Consider the following 16156-nt stretch of genomic DNA (forward strand, 5'->3'; position numbering starts at 1 on the left):
TGCCTAATAGTTACAAAAAGTCTCGGGGCGGCTATAAAATCCGTCGTATGCAAGGATGTCGTTTCGTCTTCGGCCCTTTCGTCCTGAATGCAGAGACAGGAACCCTGCTCCGGAAAAAGATTCCGATTCCCGTCGGCTACCGCGCGCTGCTCCTGCTTGAGGCGCTGGTGGAGCGACCTGGCGAAGTGCTCAGCAAATCCGAGCTGATCAATGCGGCGTGGCCGGGGACGGCGGTAGAGGAGGGTAACCTGTCTGTGCAGATCGCATCGCTCAGAAAACTTCTCGGCCCCGCCCCCGACGGCGAGGACTGGATAGCGACGGTTCCTCGGGTCGGCTATCGCTTCACCGGAGCGCCCGAGCGGCTAGATGGCGCCAGCCATCACAGCGAGGCGGCCGAGCCCGGCCCTTCCATCGCCGTCCTGCCATTCGCCAACCTCAGCGACGACGTCCATCAGCAATATTTCGGTGACGGTCTTGCGGAAGACCTCATCATGCGTCTTGCGCGCCTACGCTGGTTGTTTGTCTCCGCCCGCAACTCATCCTTCGCATATAGCGGCAAGGCGTTGGACGTGAAGCATGTCGGGCGCGAGCTTGGCGTCCGCTATGTGCTTGACGGAAGCGTTCGCCGCTCCGGAATGCGTTTAAGGATAGCTGCCAGGGCGAGCGACGCCCAAAACGGGCGCCAGATATGGGCTGAACGCTATGATCTTGAGATGGTGGACTTCTTTGCACTCCAGGATCAGATAGTGCAGAGCGTGATCGGTGCGATCGAGCCAAAGCTCTATGCGGCCGAGCACGAACGTTTCCAAAGTCGGGCGCCCGGCAGTCTAGACGCCTGGGGCTTCGCGATGAAAGCGATGCCCTATGTCTGGACGTGGGGTTCGGCACAGGAGCTCGAATTTGCCGAGCGGCTGCTGACCAAGGCCACAGACATCGACCCCGACTATCCCCGTGCCAACTGCCTGCTCGCTTGGGCGCTTGCGGCGCGGGTGACGCTCGGACTGGCCGAACCTCGAGATGCTCTTCCTCTCGCCCGGGATATGGCCCAACGGGCAATCCGCGGCGATCCGGAAGATCCCTGGACGCACTGCGCCTCAGGTTTTGTGCACATAGCCTCGCGTCACTTCGACCAGGCTGTGGCAGCGTTGACGGAGGCGATTGTCCTCAACCCGAGCTTTGCCTTCGCCCACATAATCCTGGGATGCGTCTATGGCTACGGCGGCATGCCCGAGGATGGCTTGCACCATCTTGCCATCGCAGACCGCCTTAGCCCTCGGGACTTCACGCAGGCCGCAAGCCTGTCGACGGCGGGGCTGTGCCATTTCGTGGCCAAACGCTTCGCCGAGGCCGCGGAATACGAAGGCCGCGCGGTAGAGCTTCGACCCTATTTCGGGACCGCATGGCGTACGCTCGCGGCCTCTGCAGGCATGGCGGGTGACCGTGCCCTCGCTGGCAAGGCTCTCTCGCAGGCTCGACGGCTGCAGCCCTCGCTTTCCCTTGAGTGGGTCGAGAAATATCACCCGATCGTACATGAATTGGATAGGGCCCTGTACATCGAAGGATTAAGCATCGCAGGGCTGAGATAGCCGCAGCAAAGAGTGAAGGTCGAGTTCGACCCTACCCCGGTGCCCCCGCCACCGACCCCCGCACCACCAGATCGACCGGCCAGACTTCGCCCCGCGCCCCCTCCTCCAGCCCGGATATGCGAGCCGCCAGCCGTTCGGCGACACGGGCGCCGGCAAGCCGGATCGAGGAACGCGTCGTCGACAGCGGCACCGGGAAATTCTCCGGCCGCAGCCAGGGGAAGACGTCGTCGTGGGCGACCAGCGACAGGTCGCCCGGAATGGTCAGGCCGAGATCGCGCACGGCGCGCGCGACGCCCAGCGCCATGATCAGGCTGGAGCAGACGATCGCTGTCGGCGGCTCGCTCTCCCCGAGCAGGCGGCGGGCGGCGCGGTAGCCGTTTTCCTCGGTCATGGTCAGCGAGCAGATGTGGCGCTCGCCGAGCGTCAGCCCGCTCGCGGCAAGCGCCCGGCGCACCCCACGCTCGCGGTGGATGGCGAAGGTCTCGCGGTCGTCGCCATTGATCAGCGCCAGCCGCTTATGGCCGAGCTGGACGAGAAGCCGCGCCGCCTCGCGGAAGGCGCCTTCATTGTCGATGTCGAGATAGGGATAGTCGAACTGGAACCCCTCGCTGCGGCCGTGGACGATGAAGGGAATGCCCAGCGTGTTGACCAGCGCCAGCCGCCGGTCGGCGGGGCGCGGCGAGGAGATGTAGACCGCGTCGACCTGGCGGTTCGCGACGATGCGGCGATAGGTGGTTTCCTGGTCGTCGGCATCGGCCGGCGAAAGCACGAGGTCGAGCTCGTGCGAGCGGGCATAGTCGCCGAGGCCGGAAAGGAACTCGACGAAATGCGGATCGATGTCGACGGCAGCGCCGGTCGGCAGCACATAGCCGATCATGCCCGATTTGCCGGTGGCCAGCCGCCTGGCGCTCGGATTGGGCCGGTAGCCATGGCGCTTGGCGGCGTCCATCACGCGCCGCCGCGTCTCCTCGCTGACCTCAGGATAGCCGTTGAGCGCCCGGCTCACCGTGGTCTGCGAAAGCGACAGCATGTGCGACAGTTGCTTGAGGTTCATCGGAGGCCTCCAGCCTCAAAGCGCTTTCAATTTGAATCGATCCGATGATTGCTGCGCTATCGTCGCGCATGATGACCTTAGTGACGGCTCGCGGCAGTTTGAAGCGAAAATTGCTGCTGCAGCGCCAAAAAAGCATGCTGCAGCGCACTTTTCGACCAGTCGGTCGAAGACCTAAATCGATTAGTACCGCAACCCTCTTGACTTCCGACCAATTCAGTGGCGAGATCGAAAGGGCCAAAGCGCTTTGGAAGACTCTCCGAAAGGTTGCGGTTGCCTTCTCGCTGAGTCACAGTTCCGCGGGCGTCGGCGGACGAGATGGAGGTTTCGTCCGAACTGTTTTGACCACTGGGAGGAATTGCGATGAAGAAAATGCTTCTCTTGGGCGCCGCTTTCGCCGCGCTCGCCTTCAGCCTGCCGGCGCAAGCCGAACTGAAATTCAAGCCGGGCGAGGACCCGCGCTTCCACTGGGCGAACTACGACGAGCTCAAGAAAGTCGACCTGAAGGGCGAGACGCTGACCATCTTCGGGCCATGGCGCGGCGAGGACGAGGGCCTGGTGCGCACCGTGCTCGAATATTTCCAGGAAGCCACCGGCGCCGAGATCAAATACTCCTCGTCGGAGAATTACGAACAGCAGATCGTCATCGACACGCAGGCGGGCAGCCCGCCCAACATCGCCGTGCTGCCGCAGCCGGGCCTGATCCAGGACCTGGCCTCCAAAGGCCTGCTCACGCCGCTCGGCGACGACACCGCCAAATGGGTCAAGGACAATTACGGCGCCGGCCAGTCATGGGTCGACCTCGGCACCTTCAAGGACAAGGACGGCAAGCCCGGCTTCTTCGCCTTCCCCTACAAGGCCGACGTGAAGTCACTGGTCTGGTACTCGCCAGACAATTTCGAGGAAGCCGGCTACAAGGTGCCCAAGACGCAGGAAGAGCTCGCCGAACTCGAGAAGAAGATCATCGCCGACGGCGGCAAGCCCTGGTGCATCGGGCTGGGCTCGGGCGGCGCCACCGGCTGGCCGGCGACCGACTGGGTCGAGGACATCATGCTCCGCACCCAGACGCCAGACGTCTACGACAAGTGGGTGAAGAACGAGATCCCGTTCAACGACCCGGCCGTGGTCAACGCCATCGACATCTTCGGCAAGATCGCCACCGACGACAAGATGGTCGACGGCGGCGCCAAGGCCGTGGCGGCGACCGACTTCCGCGACAGCCCGAAGGGCCTCTTCTCGGTGCCGCCGAAGTGCTACATGCACAAGCAGGCTTCGTTCATTCCGACCTTCTTCCCGGAGGGAACCAAGGTCGGCCAGGACGCCGACTTCTTCTACTATCCGCCCTATTCTTCCAAGCCCGATCTCGGCAATCCCGTGCTCGGCGCCGGCACGCTGGTGATGATCACCAAGGACTCCAAGGGCGCGCGCGCCTTCATCGACTTCCTCAAGATGCCGCTGGCGCATGAGATCTGGATGGCCCAGGGCGGCTTCGTGACGCCCTACAAGGCGGTGAACAAGGAAGCCTATGCCAGCGAAGCGCTGAAGAAGCAGGGCGACATCCTGGCCAACGCCTCGACCTTCCGCTTCGACGGCTCAGACCTGATGCCCGGCAAGATCGGCGCCGGCTCCTTCTGGACCGGCATGATCGACCTCGTCGGCGGCAAGTCCGCCCAGGACGTCGCCACCGACATCCAGAAGAGCTGGGATGCCATCAAGTAAGCCGCTCATGGCGGCAAAGCATCGGACTTGCTGATCCTCCTACTGGATCCGGGCCATGGCCCGGATCCGACCGGCGGCGCCCGCCGGAAGCCTTCGCGTCTCGTTTGTTCCGAATAATGCATGTCGCCCAAAAGTGCGTGGCGGTTTTGGGGAGACGACATGCATCAAAACAAGGTCTTAAAGCGCTCAGGGCGAACCTTGAAAATCGCGACGCGCTTTAAGTAAAGCCGATCGCCAGCATCGCCTGGCCGGTCATGCGCAGGGAGAGGGACCCATGGCGGCTCAGATTTTCTCGGCCATATTCGTCATCATCATCGGCGTCGGCGGCTGTGTCGCCTATTTCTGGGGCGCCAACAAGCTGCTCGACGTCGTCTTCCCGTCGCGCGGCGTCTCCGGCACTGCCGCCGTCGACAATCTGCGCCGGCAGGGGCTGGTGCGGCCGTGGCTGTTCGTCGGACCGGCGATGATCATCCTCACGATCTACCTGATCTATCCGGTCGTCGAGACGCTGAGGCTCTCCTTCCTCGACCGCGGCGGCGCGAGCTTCGTCGGCCTCGCCAACTACGAATGGGCGTTCGGCGACCGCGAGTTCCGCAACTCGATCCTCAACAACATCGTCTGGCTCGCCGTGGTGCCTGCCGCATGCACCTTCCTTGGGCTGATCATCGCCGTGCTCACCGACAAGATCTGGTGGGGCACGATCGCCAAGAGCCTGATCTTCCTGCCTTTGGCGATCTCCTTCGTCGGCGCCAGCGTGATTTGGAAGTTCATCTACGAGTATCGCGGCGAAGGCCAGGTCCAGATCGGTCTGCTCAACGCCATCATCCAGTATTTCGGCGGCCAGCCGCAGGTGTGGATATCCCTGCCCTTCTGGAACAACTTCTTCCTGATGGTGATCCTGATCTGGATCCAGACCGGCTTTGCCATGGTGATCCTGTCCTCGGCGCTACGCGGCATTCCGGAAGAGACGCTGGAGGCCGCGGTCATCGACGGCGCCAATCCGTTCCAGATCTTCTGGAAGATCATGGTGCCGCAGATCTGGGGCACCATCGCGGTCGTCTGGACCACCATCACCATCCTGGTGCTGAAGGTGTTCGACATCGTGCTGACGATGACCAACGGCCAATGGAACAGCCAGGTGCTCGCCAACCTGATGTTCGACTGGATGTTCCGCGGCGGCGGCGACTTCGGACGCGGCGCCACGATCGCCATCATCATCATGATCGCCGTCATTCCGATCATGGTCTGGAACATCCGCCAGGCCAACAAAGAGACGGGAGGGCGTTGAGATGTCCGCCAAGACCGGAAAGTCCTTTGCCAGCCGCTTCGGCGTCCACATCGCGGTGCTCGTCTTCGTGGCGATCTGGACCGTGCCCACGCTCGGCATCCTCGTCTCGTCGCTGCGCGACAAGGACCAGATCATCGCGTCGGGCTGGTGGAATTCCTTCGCCAGTTCCAGCCAGACCGAAGCCGGACGGTTGCCGGCCGCTTCGGCGCAGGCGCAGAAGGACGGCAAATACGTCATCGAGGGCAACATCTTCGGCGACGGCGCCAAACGCAACATCAGCGCCTTCGGCGTCAAGTCCTCGGCGCCGACGCAATACGCGGCCGGCACGGCGGCCGATCTCGGCGACGGCGTCACCTTGCAGATGAATGCCGACGGCGGCTACGTCCTCTCCTCGCCGAAGGCTTTCGAGGGCGAGCGCGGCCAGCGCGTCTACTTCGCCTCGTCGGCGCCGCCGAAATTCACCACCGACAATTACCAGACGGTGCTGTTCTCCGAAGGCATCGGCCGCTCCTTCATGAACTCGCTGACGGTGACCATCCCCTCGACCGTCATCCCGATCCTGATCGCCGCCTTCGCGGCCTATGCGCTGGCCTGGATGCGCTTTCCCGGCCGGGCGCTGCTGATCGCCGTCATCATCGGCCTGCTGGTGGTGCCGCTGCAGATGTCACTGATCCCGCTGTTGAAGCTCTACAACGGCGTCGGCTCTTTCTTCGGCGTGCCGTCCAAGACCTATCTCGGCATCTGGCTGGCGCATACCGGCTTCGGCCTGCCCTTCGCCATCTATCTGCTGAGGAGCTACATTGCCGGCCTGCCGCGCGAGATCATGGAATCGGCCCGCATCGACGGCGCCAGCGATTTCGAGATCTTCGTCAAGATCGTGCTGCCGCTGTCGTTCCCGGTGCTTGCCTCCTTCGCCATCTTCCAGTTCCTGTGGGTGTGGAACGATCTGCTGGTGGCGATGGTTTTCCTTGGCACGGAGGCCGATCAGATCGTGCTGACGGCCAAGCTCAACGCGCTGCTCGGCTCGCGCGGCGGCGACTGGGAGATCCTGACGACATCGGCCTTCGTGACCATCATCGTGCCGCTGATCGTCTTCTTCTCGCTGCAGCGCTATTTCGTCCGCGGGCTGCTTGCCGGCTCGGTGAAAGGAGGTTGAAAAAATGCAATCGGCTTTGAAGGTGACTTCGAGACCGGACCCCGCCGTCGACCGCGACTGGTGGCGGGGCGCGGTGATCTACCAGATCTATCCGCGTTCCTATCAGGACTCGAACGGCGACGGCATCGGCGACCTGAAAGGCATTGTGCGGCGCCTGCCCTACATCGCCTCGCTCGGCGTCGACGCGATCTGGATCTCGCCCTTCTTCAAATCGCCGATGAAGGATTTCGGCTACGACGTGTCGGACTATTGCGACGTCGACCCGATGTTCGGCACGCTGGCCGATTTCGACGCGCTGGTCGCGGAAGCGCATCGCCTCGGCCTCAAGGTGATGATCGACGAGGTGCTGTCGCACACCGCCGACATCCACCCCTGGTTCAAGGAAAGCCGCTCCAGCCGGACCAATCCGAAGGCGGACTGGTATGTCTGGGCGGATGCCAAGCCCGACGGCACGCCGCCCAACAACTGGCTGTCGATCTTCGGCGGCTCGGCCTGGCAGTGGGACACCAGCCGCCAGCAATATTACTTGCATAATTTCCTGGCCGAGCAGCCGGACCTCAACTTCCACAACCGGGAAGTCCAGGATGTGCTGCTCGACGTCACCCGCTTCTGGCTGGAGCGCGGCGTCGATGGTTTTCGGCTCGACACCATCAACTTCTACTTCCACAGCCAGGGGCTGGAGGACAATCCGCCGCTGCCGCCGGAAGAGCGCAACGACCAGACGGCGCCGGCGGTCAACCCCTACAACTACCAGGACCATATCTACGACAAGAGCCGGCCGGAGAATCTCGGCTTCCTCGAGCGCTTCCGCGCGCTCCTCGACGAATATCCGGCGCAAGCCGCCGTCGGCGAGGTCGGCGACTCGCAGCGCGGGCTGGAAGTGGTGGCCGCCTACACCGCCGACGGCAAGCGCGTCCACATGTGCTATTCCTTCGATTTCCTGGCGCCCGAGAAGATCAGCGCCGCCAAGGTGCGCGCGGTGCTGGAGGCGTTCGGGCGGGTCGCCAGCGACGGCTGGTCCTGCTGGGCCTTTTCCAATCATGACGTGATGCGCGTGGCCTCGCGCTGGGCCGCCAACGAACCCGATCCGGCCGCCTATCTCAAGGTGATCTCGGCGCTGTTGATGTCGCTGCGCGGCTCGGTCTGCATCTACCAGGGCGAGGAGCTCGGCCTCGGCGAGGCCGAGCTCAAGTTCGAGGACCTGCAGGACCCCTATGGCATTCGCTTCTGGCCGGAATTCAAGGGCCGCGACGGCTGCCGCACGCCGATGGTGTGGGAAGCGGCGGCCGAGAACGGCGGCTTCTCGACCGCCAAGCCCTGGCTGCCGGTGCCGGGCAAGCATCTTTCGCAAGCGGTGAACGTGCAGCAGGGCGATGCGAGTTCGCTGCTCGAACACTATCGGCGCTTCCTCGCCTTCCGGCGCCAGCATCCGGCGCTGGGCAAGGGCGACATCGATTTCATCGAAAGCGACGGCGACACCGTCGCCTTCACGCGGCGCGAAGGCAACGAACGCATCGCCTGCGTCTTCAACCTCGGCAGCAAGCCTGCAGAGGTCGATCTCGGCAAAGGCTCGCTGCAACCCTTGCCGGGACACGGCTTTTCGGGACAAGCTGGCACCGGGCTCATCCGCCTCGGCGGGTATGGCGCTTGGTTCGGGCGTATCGACTGAGTTCTAGAACGGACAATCACTGGGAGGAGAAAACCATGGCCGATGTCACGCTGGACCAGGTGAAGAAATCGTACGGCAACCTCAACATTCTCCACGGCATCGACCTCGACATCAAATCGGGCGAGTTCATCGTCTTTGTCGGGCCGTCGGGCTGCGGCAAGTCGACTTTGCTGAGGTCGATCGCCGGCCTGGAGGAGATCACGTCCGGCGTGCTCAAAATCGACGGCGAGGTGGTGAACGACGTGCCGCCGTCAAAGCGGGGCATCGCGATGGTGTTCCAGTCCTATGCGCTCTATCCGCATATGACGGTCTACGACAACATGGCCTTCTCGATGAAGATCGGCAAGGAAAGCAAGGCCGAGATCGACAAGCGGGTGCGGCAGGCGGCCGAAATCCTGCAGCTCACCAAGTATCTCGACCGGCTGCCCAAGGCGATGTCGGGCGGCCAGCGCCAACGCGTCGCCATCGGCCGCGCCATCGTGCGCAATCCGAAAGTGTTCCTGTTCGACGAGCCGCTGTCGAACCTCGACGCGGCGCTGCGTGTCGCCACCCGCATCGAGATCGCCAAGCTGAAGGAGCAGATGCCGAACACGACGATGATCTACGTCACCCACGACCAGGTCGAGGCGATGACGCTGGCGGACCGCATCGTGGTGCTGAAGGAAGGCGTCGTCGAGCAGGTCGGCACGCCGATGGAGCTCTACAAGCGGCCGGGCAACCTGTTCGTCGCCCAGTTCATCGGCTCGCCGGCCATGAACATCCTGCCGGCGAAGATCGAGAAAGCCGGCAACCCGACAGTGGTCAGCCATGTCGGCGACCGCAAGGCGACGGTGCCGATCGCAACGCCCGCCTCGGCGAACGGCGCGGCGGTCAGCTTCGGGGTCAGGCCGGAGGATCTCGCGATCGCCACCGGCACGGATTACCTGTTCGAAGGCAAGGTGGATTACATCGAGCAGCTCGGCGAGGTTCAGCTCGTCTATGTCGACATCGGCCGGGCCGACCTGCCGCTGGTGGCCAAGCTGCCGGGCAATGTCGAGGTCAAGCGCGGCGAGACCTTGCGGCTCAACGCCAGCGCCGGCGACCTGCACATCTTCGACGCGGACGGCCACTCCTTCACGCTGCATCGCGCCGAGGCGAAGGCGGCTTGAGGCCGGCGTTCTTCCGCTCCGGCAAACGAAAAAGCGGCGGGCCAAAGCCCGCCGCTCTTTTTTCAACTGCCTGGGGCTGTTAGCGGCCGAACAGGTTGCGGTCGCTGCCCTGCGGGGCCGACTTGTGCGCGTCATCCGACGAGTTCAACAGCTTGTAGACCGGCGAGTCGGCGCTGGTCGACGAGGTGCGCGTCGTGTCGACGGCGGGGGCCGGCTGGTTGACGCCGCTGTTGCCATAGTTGTCGCTGCTCGCGAAAGCGGCGCTGGACAGGGCCAAAACGGCCGCTGCGGCAAGAACGATCTTCTTCATTTTCAATACTCCTGAATTCCTGATCTGATGCATGCCGTTGCCCAAAACCGCTGCACGGTTTTGGGGCAACATGCATTGAAAACGGCGGGACAACCCGCCGTCTGTCTCTCGGCGGCCATGGTCCCTCATATCCGGATCATGGTCGGCAATCGGCTGTTAGTTGTTGCCGAAAAGGTTGCGGTCCGCGCCCTGGGTTACGGGCTGCTGAACGGCCTGGTCCGACTTGTGGACCGAAGCCGTATAGGAAGTGTCGACCGAGGCAGCCGGCTGATTGGCGCCGTTGGAACCGTAGTTTTCGCTACCAGCGAAGGCGCTGCCGGAAATGGCCAGAAGTGCGGCGGCAGTAAGAACAATCTTTTTCATTTTTGGTACTCCAGTATCTTTTTCCGTCCGTGTGGCGGCGTGTCTTGGGAAATGAAATCGCGTCGTTCGGACTGCTCCGATGTGGGCAAGCCGGCGGCCGGATTCCAATCACGAAGTTGTTCCGGCTGGACCATGATTCCACCCCTTGAAATTGTAATAAGCATGCCTAGCAACCATTTTTTTCGATGTTGAATCAATACTTTGTTTGACAATGCCGCTTGGCTCACCAAGTGTATCGGAGCGCCAATGTTCACCCCTCCTGCACGCACCGTCAACGGAAACGAACCGTTCGGTTCGATTTTAGAATCTCCTAATAGTCACTTTTCGATACCGTTAACCCATTTGGGGCCGATCGGGACCTGATTCGGAGGCATTGCCGGCCGCCAGCCGAAGCCGGACCGCGAAGCGGAATTAGACGCTTTCGGGCGGTCCCGACAGTCGATCAGCGGTATCGAAGCCCGTACCCGGCAATCGAGGCACACGCGGGCCGAGCCGCGTAGAATTCCGGCTATGCCCCTTCCCGTGGAGTTGCTTCAAACCCCGTAACGCTCGGTGCGTATGAACCCTGCCGGAACGCCCGCTTCGATCAGGGCTTCAGCGGCGGCCGACACGAACGCGTTCGAGCCGCAGACGAAAGCTAGCCGGGGCGCCTTGGGCAGCCGCTCCATCGCCTGCATCATCATCCGGGCATCGACGCGCCGGGAATAGTCGGAGGGGCGCCGGGCCTGTTCGCGCGTCAGCGTCAGCGCCAGATCGAAGCCGTCGCGGCGGCCGTCGAGGCCGATCAGTTCGTCGCGGAAGATGACCTCGTCCCACACCCGCGCCGAGAACACCAGCGCGATCGGCGCGGCCGATTTTTGCAAGGCGCGGTGGCGCACCATCGCCATCAGCGGCACGACGCCGGAGCCGCCGCCGACCAGGAGGATCGGTCCGCCGTCGCTCGCCTCCCAGATGAAGTGGCCGCCGAGCGGTCCGCGCAGTTCGATCTCGTCACCAATCTCGGCAACATCGTGGAAGAAGGGCGAAACCTCGCCATCGTCGAGCCGCTCGATCGCCAGCTCGATGCCAGCGCCCGCCTCCGGCGCCGAGGCGATGGAATAGGAACGGCGCGCCTGATAGCCGTCCGGCGCCGTCAGCCTGACGTCGACATGCTGCCCGGCCAGATGGGTGAACGGGCGCGACGGCTGGAACCAGAAGCTGGTGACGCGCGGCGTGCGCTTTTCGATGCGGGTGATCGTGGCCGTCTGCCAGGGCGACTGCGGCTGCGGTTCGGCGCTCATGTATCGCCACTCACGGATCGCCGCTTACGGATCACTTGAATAGCGCTGCTCGCGCCACGGATCGCCATACATGTGATAACCGCGCAGTTCCCAGAACCCCGGCTCGTCGCGTTCAGTGAACTGCAGACCGTTCACCCATTTGGCCGATTTCCAGAAGTAGAGATGCGGCACCAGAAGCCGCGCCGGTCCGCCGTGGTCGGGGGTGATCGGCTTGCCCTCGTAAAGCAGCGCCACCATCGCCTTGCCGGTGACGAGGTCCTTGGTCGGCACATTGGTCGAATAGCCGTCGAAGGAATGCGCCAGCGTGAAACCGCTCGGCGGCTCGATGCCGGCGTCCGCCAGGATGTCGTCGATCAGCACGCCCTGCCAGGGCGTGTTGAACTTGGTCCAGGCGGTCACGCAATGGATGTCGCGGGTCATCTTGTTCTGCGGCAGGGCGTTGAACTCGGCCCAGCTCCATTTCTTGATCGGCCGCGGTCCGTGCTTGAGCGTGAAGGACCAGTCCTCGGTGCGCACGCGCGGCGTCGGCCCCGCCGAGAGAACCGGAAAACCCTGTTCCAGATATTGTCCCGGCGGGATGCGCTCATCCGTATCGGAAGGAGGACGCCGTCCGGAAAAGAAGCCGCGGGTGACCATCGAGACGCCTCCTGTGACCAGCCGCCAGCCGGTCCGCGGCAGTGTTCTCGAAGATACTCTTGCGGGCAACCTAAATCTTGCGGGCAGAGCCTGCCGGCATGCCGGCAGGCTCCATGGAGCAATTCCAGGAAGAATGTGTAACGGTTTTCCGTTCGGAATTGCGTAAAAACAAAGAGATAGAGCGGTTCGGCGTTTCCGTGAAACACTGAACCGCTCTAGAAGTTTTCAGCCGGCGGCGAAGGGCACGGCTACGAATATCTGCGCGTCGCCGCGATCGACCAGCAAAAGCACCGACTTCCTGCCGGACTTGCCAGCCTCGGCGATCGCTTGGTTGGCCTGCCTTGCGCTCTTCACCGGCGTGCGGTCGACGGCAACGATCACATCGCCGGGCTCGATGCCGGCGGCGGAGGCCGCCTTGTCCGGGTTCACCCGCTCGACCACGGCGCCGCGCTGGTTGTCGGCCAGGTTGAGCTGCTCGCGGATGTCGGGCGTGAGGTCGGTCAGGCCAAGGCCAAGCGACGGTACGCGCAGGCCCTCGCCGGCCGATGGCTTGCCGCCTTCGTCATTCGACGCGGTCTTCTGGTCGTCGGTGTTGCGGCCGACATCTGCCGAAATCTGCATCGCCTTGCCGTTGCGCCAGACATCCAGCGTCTCCTTGTTGCCGGGCGAGACGTCGGCGACGGCGCGCGACAGATCCTTCGGATCCTTGATCTCCTGGCCGGCGAAGCCGGTGATGACGTCGCCGGTCTCGATGCCGGCCTTGGCCGCCGGCGACCCGTCGGTGACCTGGGCGACCAGCGCGCCGCCCGGATGATCGAGCCCTATCGCACTGGCGACATCCTGCGTCACCGGCTGAATCTGCACGCCGAGATAGCCGTATTCGATGTCGCCGCCCTTCATCAGCTTGGCGACGACCTTCTGCGCCTGGTTCGACGGGATGGCGAAGCCGACGCCGACGCTGCCGCCGTTGGGCGAATAGATCGCGGTGTCGATGCCCACGACATTGCCGTTGACGTCGACCAGCGGGCCGCCGGAATTGCCGTGGTTGATCGGCGCGTCGATCTGGATGAAGTCGTCGAACGGCCCGCTGTGCAGGTCGCGGCCGCGCGCCGAGACGATGCCGGCGGTGACCGTGGTGCCGATGCCGAACGGGTTGCCGATCGCCAGCACCTGGTCGCCGGTCATCAGTCTGTCGGAATCGCCCCATTTGACAGTGGGCAGCGGCTTGCTCGCCTTGACCTTGAGCACTGCCAGATCGTGCTTGGCGTCGTGGCCGACCAGCTTGGCGGGAAGCTCGGTGCCGTCGTCGAGCGCCACCTTGATCGAGGTCGCGCCGTCGACGACGTGGTTGTTGGTGACGATGGTGCCGTCGGAACCGACGATGAAGCCGGAGCCCAACGCCTCCTGCCGCGGCGACTGCTGCGGCGGCGTCTTCGGCATTGGCATGCCCTGGTCGCCGAAGAACTGCTGGAAATACTGGTCGAAGGGCGAATTGCCGTCGAAGGGCGAGCCATCGCCCGTTGCGCCGGGCTGCGCCTTCATCACGGTCGTCACGGTGACGACAGCCGGCTTGGCGGTGGCGACCACGGGCGCGAACGAGCCGTTCGGGGCGGTGATGCCGGCGACGGGCGTCTGGGTCGTCGCGACCACATTGCTCAGGCCGGCATTGCCGGTGTTCTGCGCGAAGGAAACAACGACGGGAGAGATGATCAGCGCAGCGCCCAGCAGGGCCGCGACGCGATGTCTGCGAAGAATGCTCAATGGTGACATGGTCGTTTCTGTCCGGGCGAGAGTTGATCCGGCGCCGCGGATGGCTCTCGAAGCACGTATCCGTCGGCGTGTCGACGACCGGCATTGCCTGTCTCGCCATGCATGGCAGCCGGCCGGATCGACAGCCACGCATTTAGGGCATCGAATGGCCCGAATTAGGGTTTTGGCACGACCTTACGAAGATTTAATTCAGAGAGCGCTCACGAACCGCTCTCTTCGGCGCAGGTAGGCGGAAGCGATCTCACGCATGCGTACGCCGTCGAAACTCGGGCCATGGCCGCCATGGCCGATGCGTATCGGCAGGTCGAGCAGCCGCTGCATGGTGCGGCAATAGGCAGCACGGTCCGAATCCGGCAGATCGTCGATCAGCATGCCGTCATAGATGGCGTCGCCGGCGAAGAACAGGCCGTCGGCCTCATCGAAAAGCGCGATCGAATCGGGCGAATGTCCCGGCAGATGCAGCACGCGGAATTTCCGGTCGCCGAGATCGACGACATCGCCTTCGTCGAGCATTCGCGTCAGCGGCGCCGATGGGATCCGATAGTCGGCAGCGTTCCAGCCGGGCGCCGGCAATTTGGACACCGCGCCGTCGAGATTGTGGAACATGTAGGCGTAGGTGACCGTATCATCCATGCCGTCGAACTGCGCCGCGCTGGCCTTCGGCCCCATGCGCAGCGGGAATTCGTGCAGCGAACCGACATGGTCGAGATGGATATGCGTGGCGACGACGATGAGCGGCTTGCCGGCCGGTGTGCCGATCTCGGGCGCCAGCGGGCGGATGCCCATGCCGGTGTCGACCAGCAGGTCGGCGTCGCGGCCCTTGAGATGCCAGATGTTGGCCCGCACGAAATCATGCACGAACGGTTCGGTCAGCATCGTCGTCCCGGCATCGACGACAGCCTTGCCGAACCAGTCGCCTACCACGAGGTCGCCCATCAGACGAAGGGCTTCCCGACCTTGTATTTCTCCGGCACCAGGCGCTTCAGATAGGCCATGCCGGCCTCGGAGAGCTGGTTGACACCCGGTTTCATGAAATCGTCCGGCATGTGGCGCGTCTTGCCTGCCACGGCCTTCAGCGGCACCTTCTTCAGCACGGTCTTGGCGCCGTCATATTGCAGCGCGACCGACCCGCCGCCCTCGTCGGCGACGGCAACCGCGAATGCGCCGGCGTCGAAGGCCTCCTTGGCGTCGACAGCGCTGATCGCGCCGACATAGCCGCGCGGCATGTAGCCCAGCGCATCGACGCGCGCACGCTTGCCCGGCAAGCCCTCGGCCAGCGCGCGTTCGAGCGCCGCCGGCAGGTCGCTACCCGACAATTTGACGTTGCCGTGCTGGTCGCGCTCGAGCTTTTCCGGCGGCACCAGGCTTTCGACCAGCGCCTTGCCGTCGGCGGTGCTGACGCCCTCGGAAACGGCGACGATGCAGCGCTTGTGGCGGTCGAGCGTCTTGCGCACGTCGTCGATGAAGCGCGCGGCGGAAAAGGCGCGCTCCGGCACATAGACGAGATGCGGGCCGCTGTCCGGGTCGAGCTGCCAGGCAGCGGCGGCGGCGGTCAGGAAGCCGGCATGCCGGCCCATGACGATGCCTACATAGATGCCGGGCAGCGCGCGGAAATCGAGATCGACGGAGAGGAATGCGCCGGCGACGAATTCGGCGGCCGAGATGAAGCCCGGCGTGTGGTCGTTCTCCTCGAGGTCGTTGTCGATGGTCTTCGGCGCGTGCACGAAGGCCATGGAGCCACCCGCGGCATCGGTCAGGATCTGCTGGGTGCCCGAGGTGTCGTTGCCGCCGATATAGATGAAGGCATCGGCGCCGGCTTTCTTCAGGCCGTTGAGGATGACCTCGCAATAGGCGGCGTCAGGCTTGTCGCGGGTGGAGCCGAGAGCTGCGCTCGGCGTGCCGGCGATCAGCCGCAGTTGGCCCTCGGGGATGGCGGAGAGGTCGACATAGTTGCCGTCGCGGATGCCGCGCACGCCATGGATCGAGCCCAGCACCTTGGCGCCGGGATGGCGCTTGCGAATCTCCAGCGTGGCGCCGACGACCGTCTGGTTGATGACGGCGGTCGGGCCGCCGCCCTGCGCGATGACGAAGGTTCCAGCCATGCTTTTTGTCTCCCGAGGCGAATGTTTTCAGGGCACCTTCGCCTGTCTTGCGGCATCGCGCAACGGAAGAGTGGGCTG

14 protein-coding genes are annotated in these 16156 nt (G+C 63.9%); 6 read left to right on the forward strand and 8 right to left on the reverse strand.

The annotated features are described in order from the left end of the window. Positions 1–47: 47 nt before the first annotated feature. On the forward strand, positions 48–1586 hold the full coding sequence (locus tag EN874_RS10440; protein ID WP_127424702.1) for a winged helix-turn-helix domain-containing protein: 1539 nt from the start codon (positions 48–50) through the stop codon (positions 1584–1586). Positions 1587–1617: 31 nt separating this feature from the next. Here the strand turns inward: EN874_RS10440 and EN874_RS10445 are convergent, their stop codons facing one another. Beyond that, the gene (locus tag EN874_RS10445; protein WP_127424703.1) at positions 1618–2640 is read right to left on the reverse strand and encodes a substrate-binding domain-containing protein; all 1023 of its coding nucleotides are present in this window, start codon (positions 2638–2640) and stop codon (positions 1618–1620) included. A 360-nt stretch (positions 2641–3000) separates the two neighbouring features. On the opposite strand from EN874_RS10445, the gene EN874_RS10450 reads away from it, so the two are divergent. From EN874_RS10450 to ugpC, 5 genes are all read left to right on the forward strand, one after another. Beyond that, positions 3001–4356: an ABC transporter substrate-binding protein gene (locus EN874_RS10450; protein ID WP_127424704.1), complete on the forward strand. Its 1356-nt coding sequence runs from the start codon at positions 3001–3003 to the stop codon at positions 4354–4356. A gap of 274 nt (positions 4357–4630) precedes the next feature. Next, positions 4631–5644, forward strand: coding sequence for a sugar ABC transporter permease (locus tag EN874_RS10455; protein WP_127424705.1), 1014 nt, complete (start codon positions 4631–4633; stop codon positions 5642–5644). 1 nt (position 5645) lies between these two features. Then, the gene (locus EN874_RS10460) at positions 5646–6800 is read left to right on the forward strand and encodes a carbohydrate ABC transporter permease (protein WP_127424706.1); all 1155 of its coding nucleotides are present in this window, start codon (positions 5646–5648) and stop codon (positions 6798–6800) included. A 4-nt stretch (positions 6801–6804) separates the two neighbouring features. Next, a complete protein-coding gene (locus tag EN874_RS10465) occupies positions 6805–8469 on the forward strand; it encodes an alpha-glucosidase (protein WP_127424707.1) in 1665 nt (554 codons plus the stop codon). A gap of 35 nt (positions 8470–8504) precedes the next feature. Next, the gene (gene ugpC, locus EN874_RS10470; RefSeq protein ID WP_127424708.1) at positions 8505–9617 is read left to right on the forward strand and encodes a sn-glycerol-3-phosphate ABC transporter ATP-binding protein UgpC; all 1113 of its coding nucleotides are present in this window, start codon (positions 8505–8507) and stop codon (positions 9615–9617) included. A 79-nt stretch (positions 9618–9696) separates the two neighbouring features. Here the strand turns inward: ugpC and EN874_RS10475 are convergent, their stop codons facing one another. The 7 genes from EN874_RS10475 to EN874_RS10505 form a co-directional block, all read right to left on the reverse strand. After that, a complete protein-coding gene (locus tag EN874_RS10475) occupies positions 9697–9927 on the reverse strand; it encodes a DUF680 domain-containing protein (RefSeq protein ID WP_127424709.1) in 231 nt (76 codons plus the stop codon). Between the two features lie 156 nt (positions 9928–10083). Continuing rightward, complete coding sequence (locus tag EN874_RS10480; RefSeq protein WP_127424710.1) at positions 10084–10290, reverse strand: DUF680 domain-containing protein; 207 nt, start codon at positions 10288–10290, stop codon at positions 10084–10086. Between the two features lie 533 nt (positions 10291–10823). Further along, a complete protein-coding gene (locus tag EN874_RS10485; RefSeq protein ID WP_127424711.1) occupies positions 10824–11570 on the reverse strand; it encodes a ferredoxin reductase in 747 nt (248 codons plus the stop codon). A 24-nt stretch (positions 11571–11594) separates the two neighbouring features. Continuing rightward, positions 11595–12206, reverse strand: a complete 612-nt coding sequence (locus EN874_RS10490) for a sulfite oxidase-like oxidoreductase (RefSeq protein ID WP_127424712.1) — start codon at positions 12204–12206, stop codon at positions 11595–11597. Between the two features lie 225 nt (positions 12207–12431). After that, entirely contained in the window at positions 12432–13976 is a 1545-nt protein-coding gene (locus EN874_RS10495; RefSeq protein ID WP_127424713.1) for a DegQ family serine endoprotease, read from the reverse strand. Positions 13977–14165: 189 nt separating this feature from the next. Beyond that, complete coding sequence (locus tag EN874_RS10500; protein ID WP_127424714.1) at positions 14166–14912, reverse strand: MBL fold metallo-hydrolase; 747 nt, start codon at positions 14910–14912, stop codon at positions 14166–14168. Continuing rightward, on the reverse strand, positions 14912–16078 hold the full coding sequence (locus EN874_RS10505) for a diphosphate--fructose-6-phosphate 1-phosphotransferase (RefSeq protein ID WP_127424715.1): 1167 nt from the start codon (positions 16076–16078) through the stop codon (positions 14912–14914). The genes EN874_RS10500 and EN874_RS10505 overlap by 1 nt, the downstream gene beginning before the upstream one ends. Positions 16079–16156: the final 78 nt, after the last annotated feature.

The sequence above is a fragment of the Mesorhizobium sp. M1D.F.Ca.ET.231.01.1.1 genome (assembly GCF_003999155.2).
GTDB lineage: Bacteria > Pseudomonadota > Alphaproteobacteria > Rhizobiales > Rhizobiaceae > Mesorhizobium.

Bases quoted from the DNA above. Each gene is read 5' to 3' on its own strand.
- EN874_RS10440 (WP_127424702.1), top strand. From the start codon at position 48: ATGCAAGGATGTCGTTTCGTCTTCGGCCCTTTCGTCCTGAATGCAGAG.
- EN874_RS10445 (WP_127424703.1), bottom strand. From the start codon at position 2,640: ATGAACCTCAAGCAACTGTCGCACATGCTGTCGCTTTCGCAGACCACG.
- EN874_RS10450 (WP_127424704.1), top strand. From the start codon at position 3,001: ATGAAGAAAATGCTTCTCTTGGGCGCCGCTTTCGCCGCGCTCGCCTTC.
- EN874_RS10455 (WP_127424705.1), top strand. From the start codon at position 4,631: ATGGCGGCTCAGATTTTCTCGGCCATATTCGTCATCATCATCGGCGTC.
- EN874_RS10460 (WP_127424706.1), top strand. From the start codon at position 5,646: ATGTCCGCCAAGACCGGAAAGTCCTTTGCCAGCCGCTTCGGCGTCCAC.
- EN874_RS10465 (WP_127424707.1), top strand. From the start codon at position 6,805: ATGCAATCGGCTTTGAAGGTGACTTCGAGACCGGACCCCGCCGTCGAC.
- ugpC (WP_127424708.1), top strand. From the start codon at position 8,505: ATGGCCGATGTCACGCTGGACCAGGTGAAGAAATCGTACGGCAACCTC.
- EN874_RS10475 (WP_127424709.1), bottom strand. From the start codon at position 9,927: ATGAAGAAGATCGTTCTTGCCGCAGCGGCCGTTTTGGCCCTGTCCAGC.
- EN874_RS10480 (WP_127424710.1), bottom strand. From the start codon at position 10,290: ATGAAAAAGATTGTTCTTACTGCCGCCGCACTTCTGGCCATTTCCGGC.
- EN874_RS10485 (WP_127424711.1), bottom strand. From the start codon at position 11,570: ATGAGCGCCGAACCGCAGCCGCAGTCGCCCTGGCAGACGGCCACGATC.
- EN874_RS10490 (WP_127424712.1), bottom strand. From the start codon at position 12,206: ATGGTCACCCGCGGCTTCTTTTCCGGACGGCGTCCTCCTTCCGATACG.
- EN874_RS10495 (WP_127424713.1), bottom strand. From the start codon at position 13,976: ATGTCACCATTGAGCATTCTTCGCAGACATCGCGTCGCGGCCCTGCTG.
- EN874_RS10500 (WP_127424714.1), bottom strand. From the start codon at position 14,912: ATGGGCGACCTCGTGGTAGGCGACTGGTTCGGCAAGGCTGTCGTCGAT.
- EN874_RS10505 (WP_127424715.1), bottom strand. From the start codon at position 16,078: ATGGCTGGAACCTTCGTCATCGCGCAGGGCGGCGGCCCGACCGCCGTC.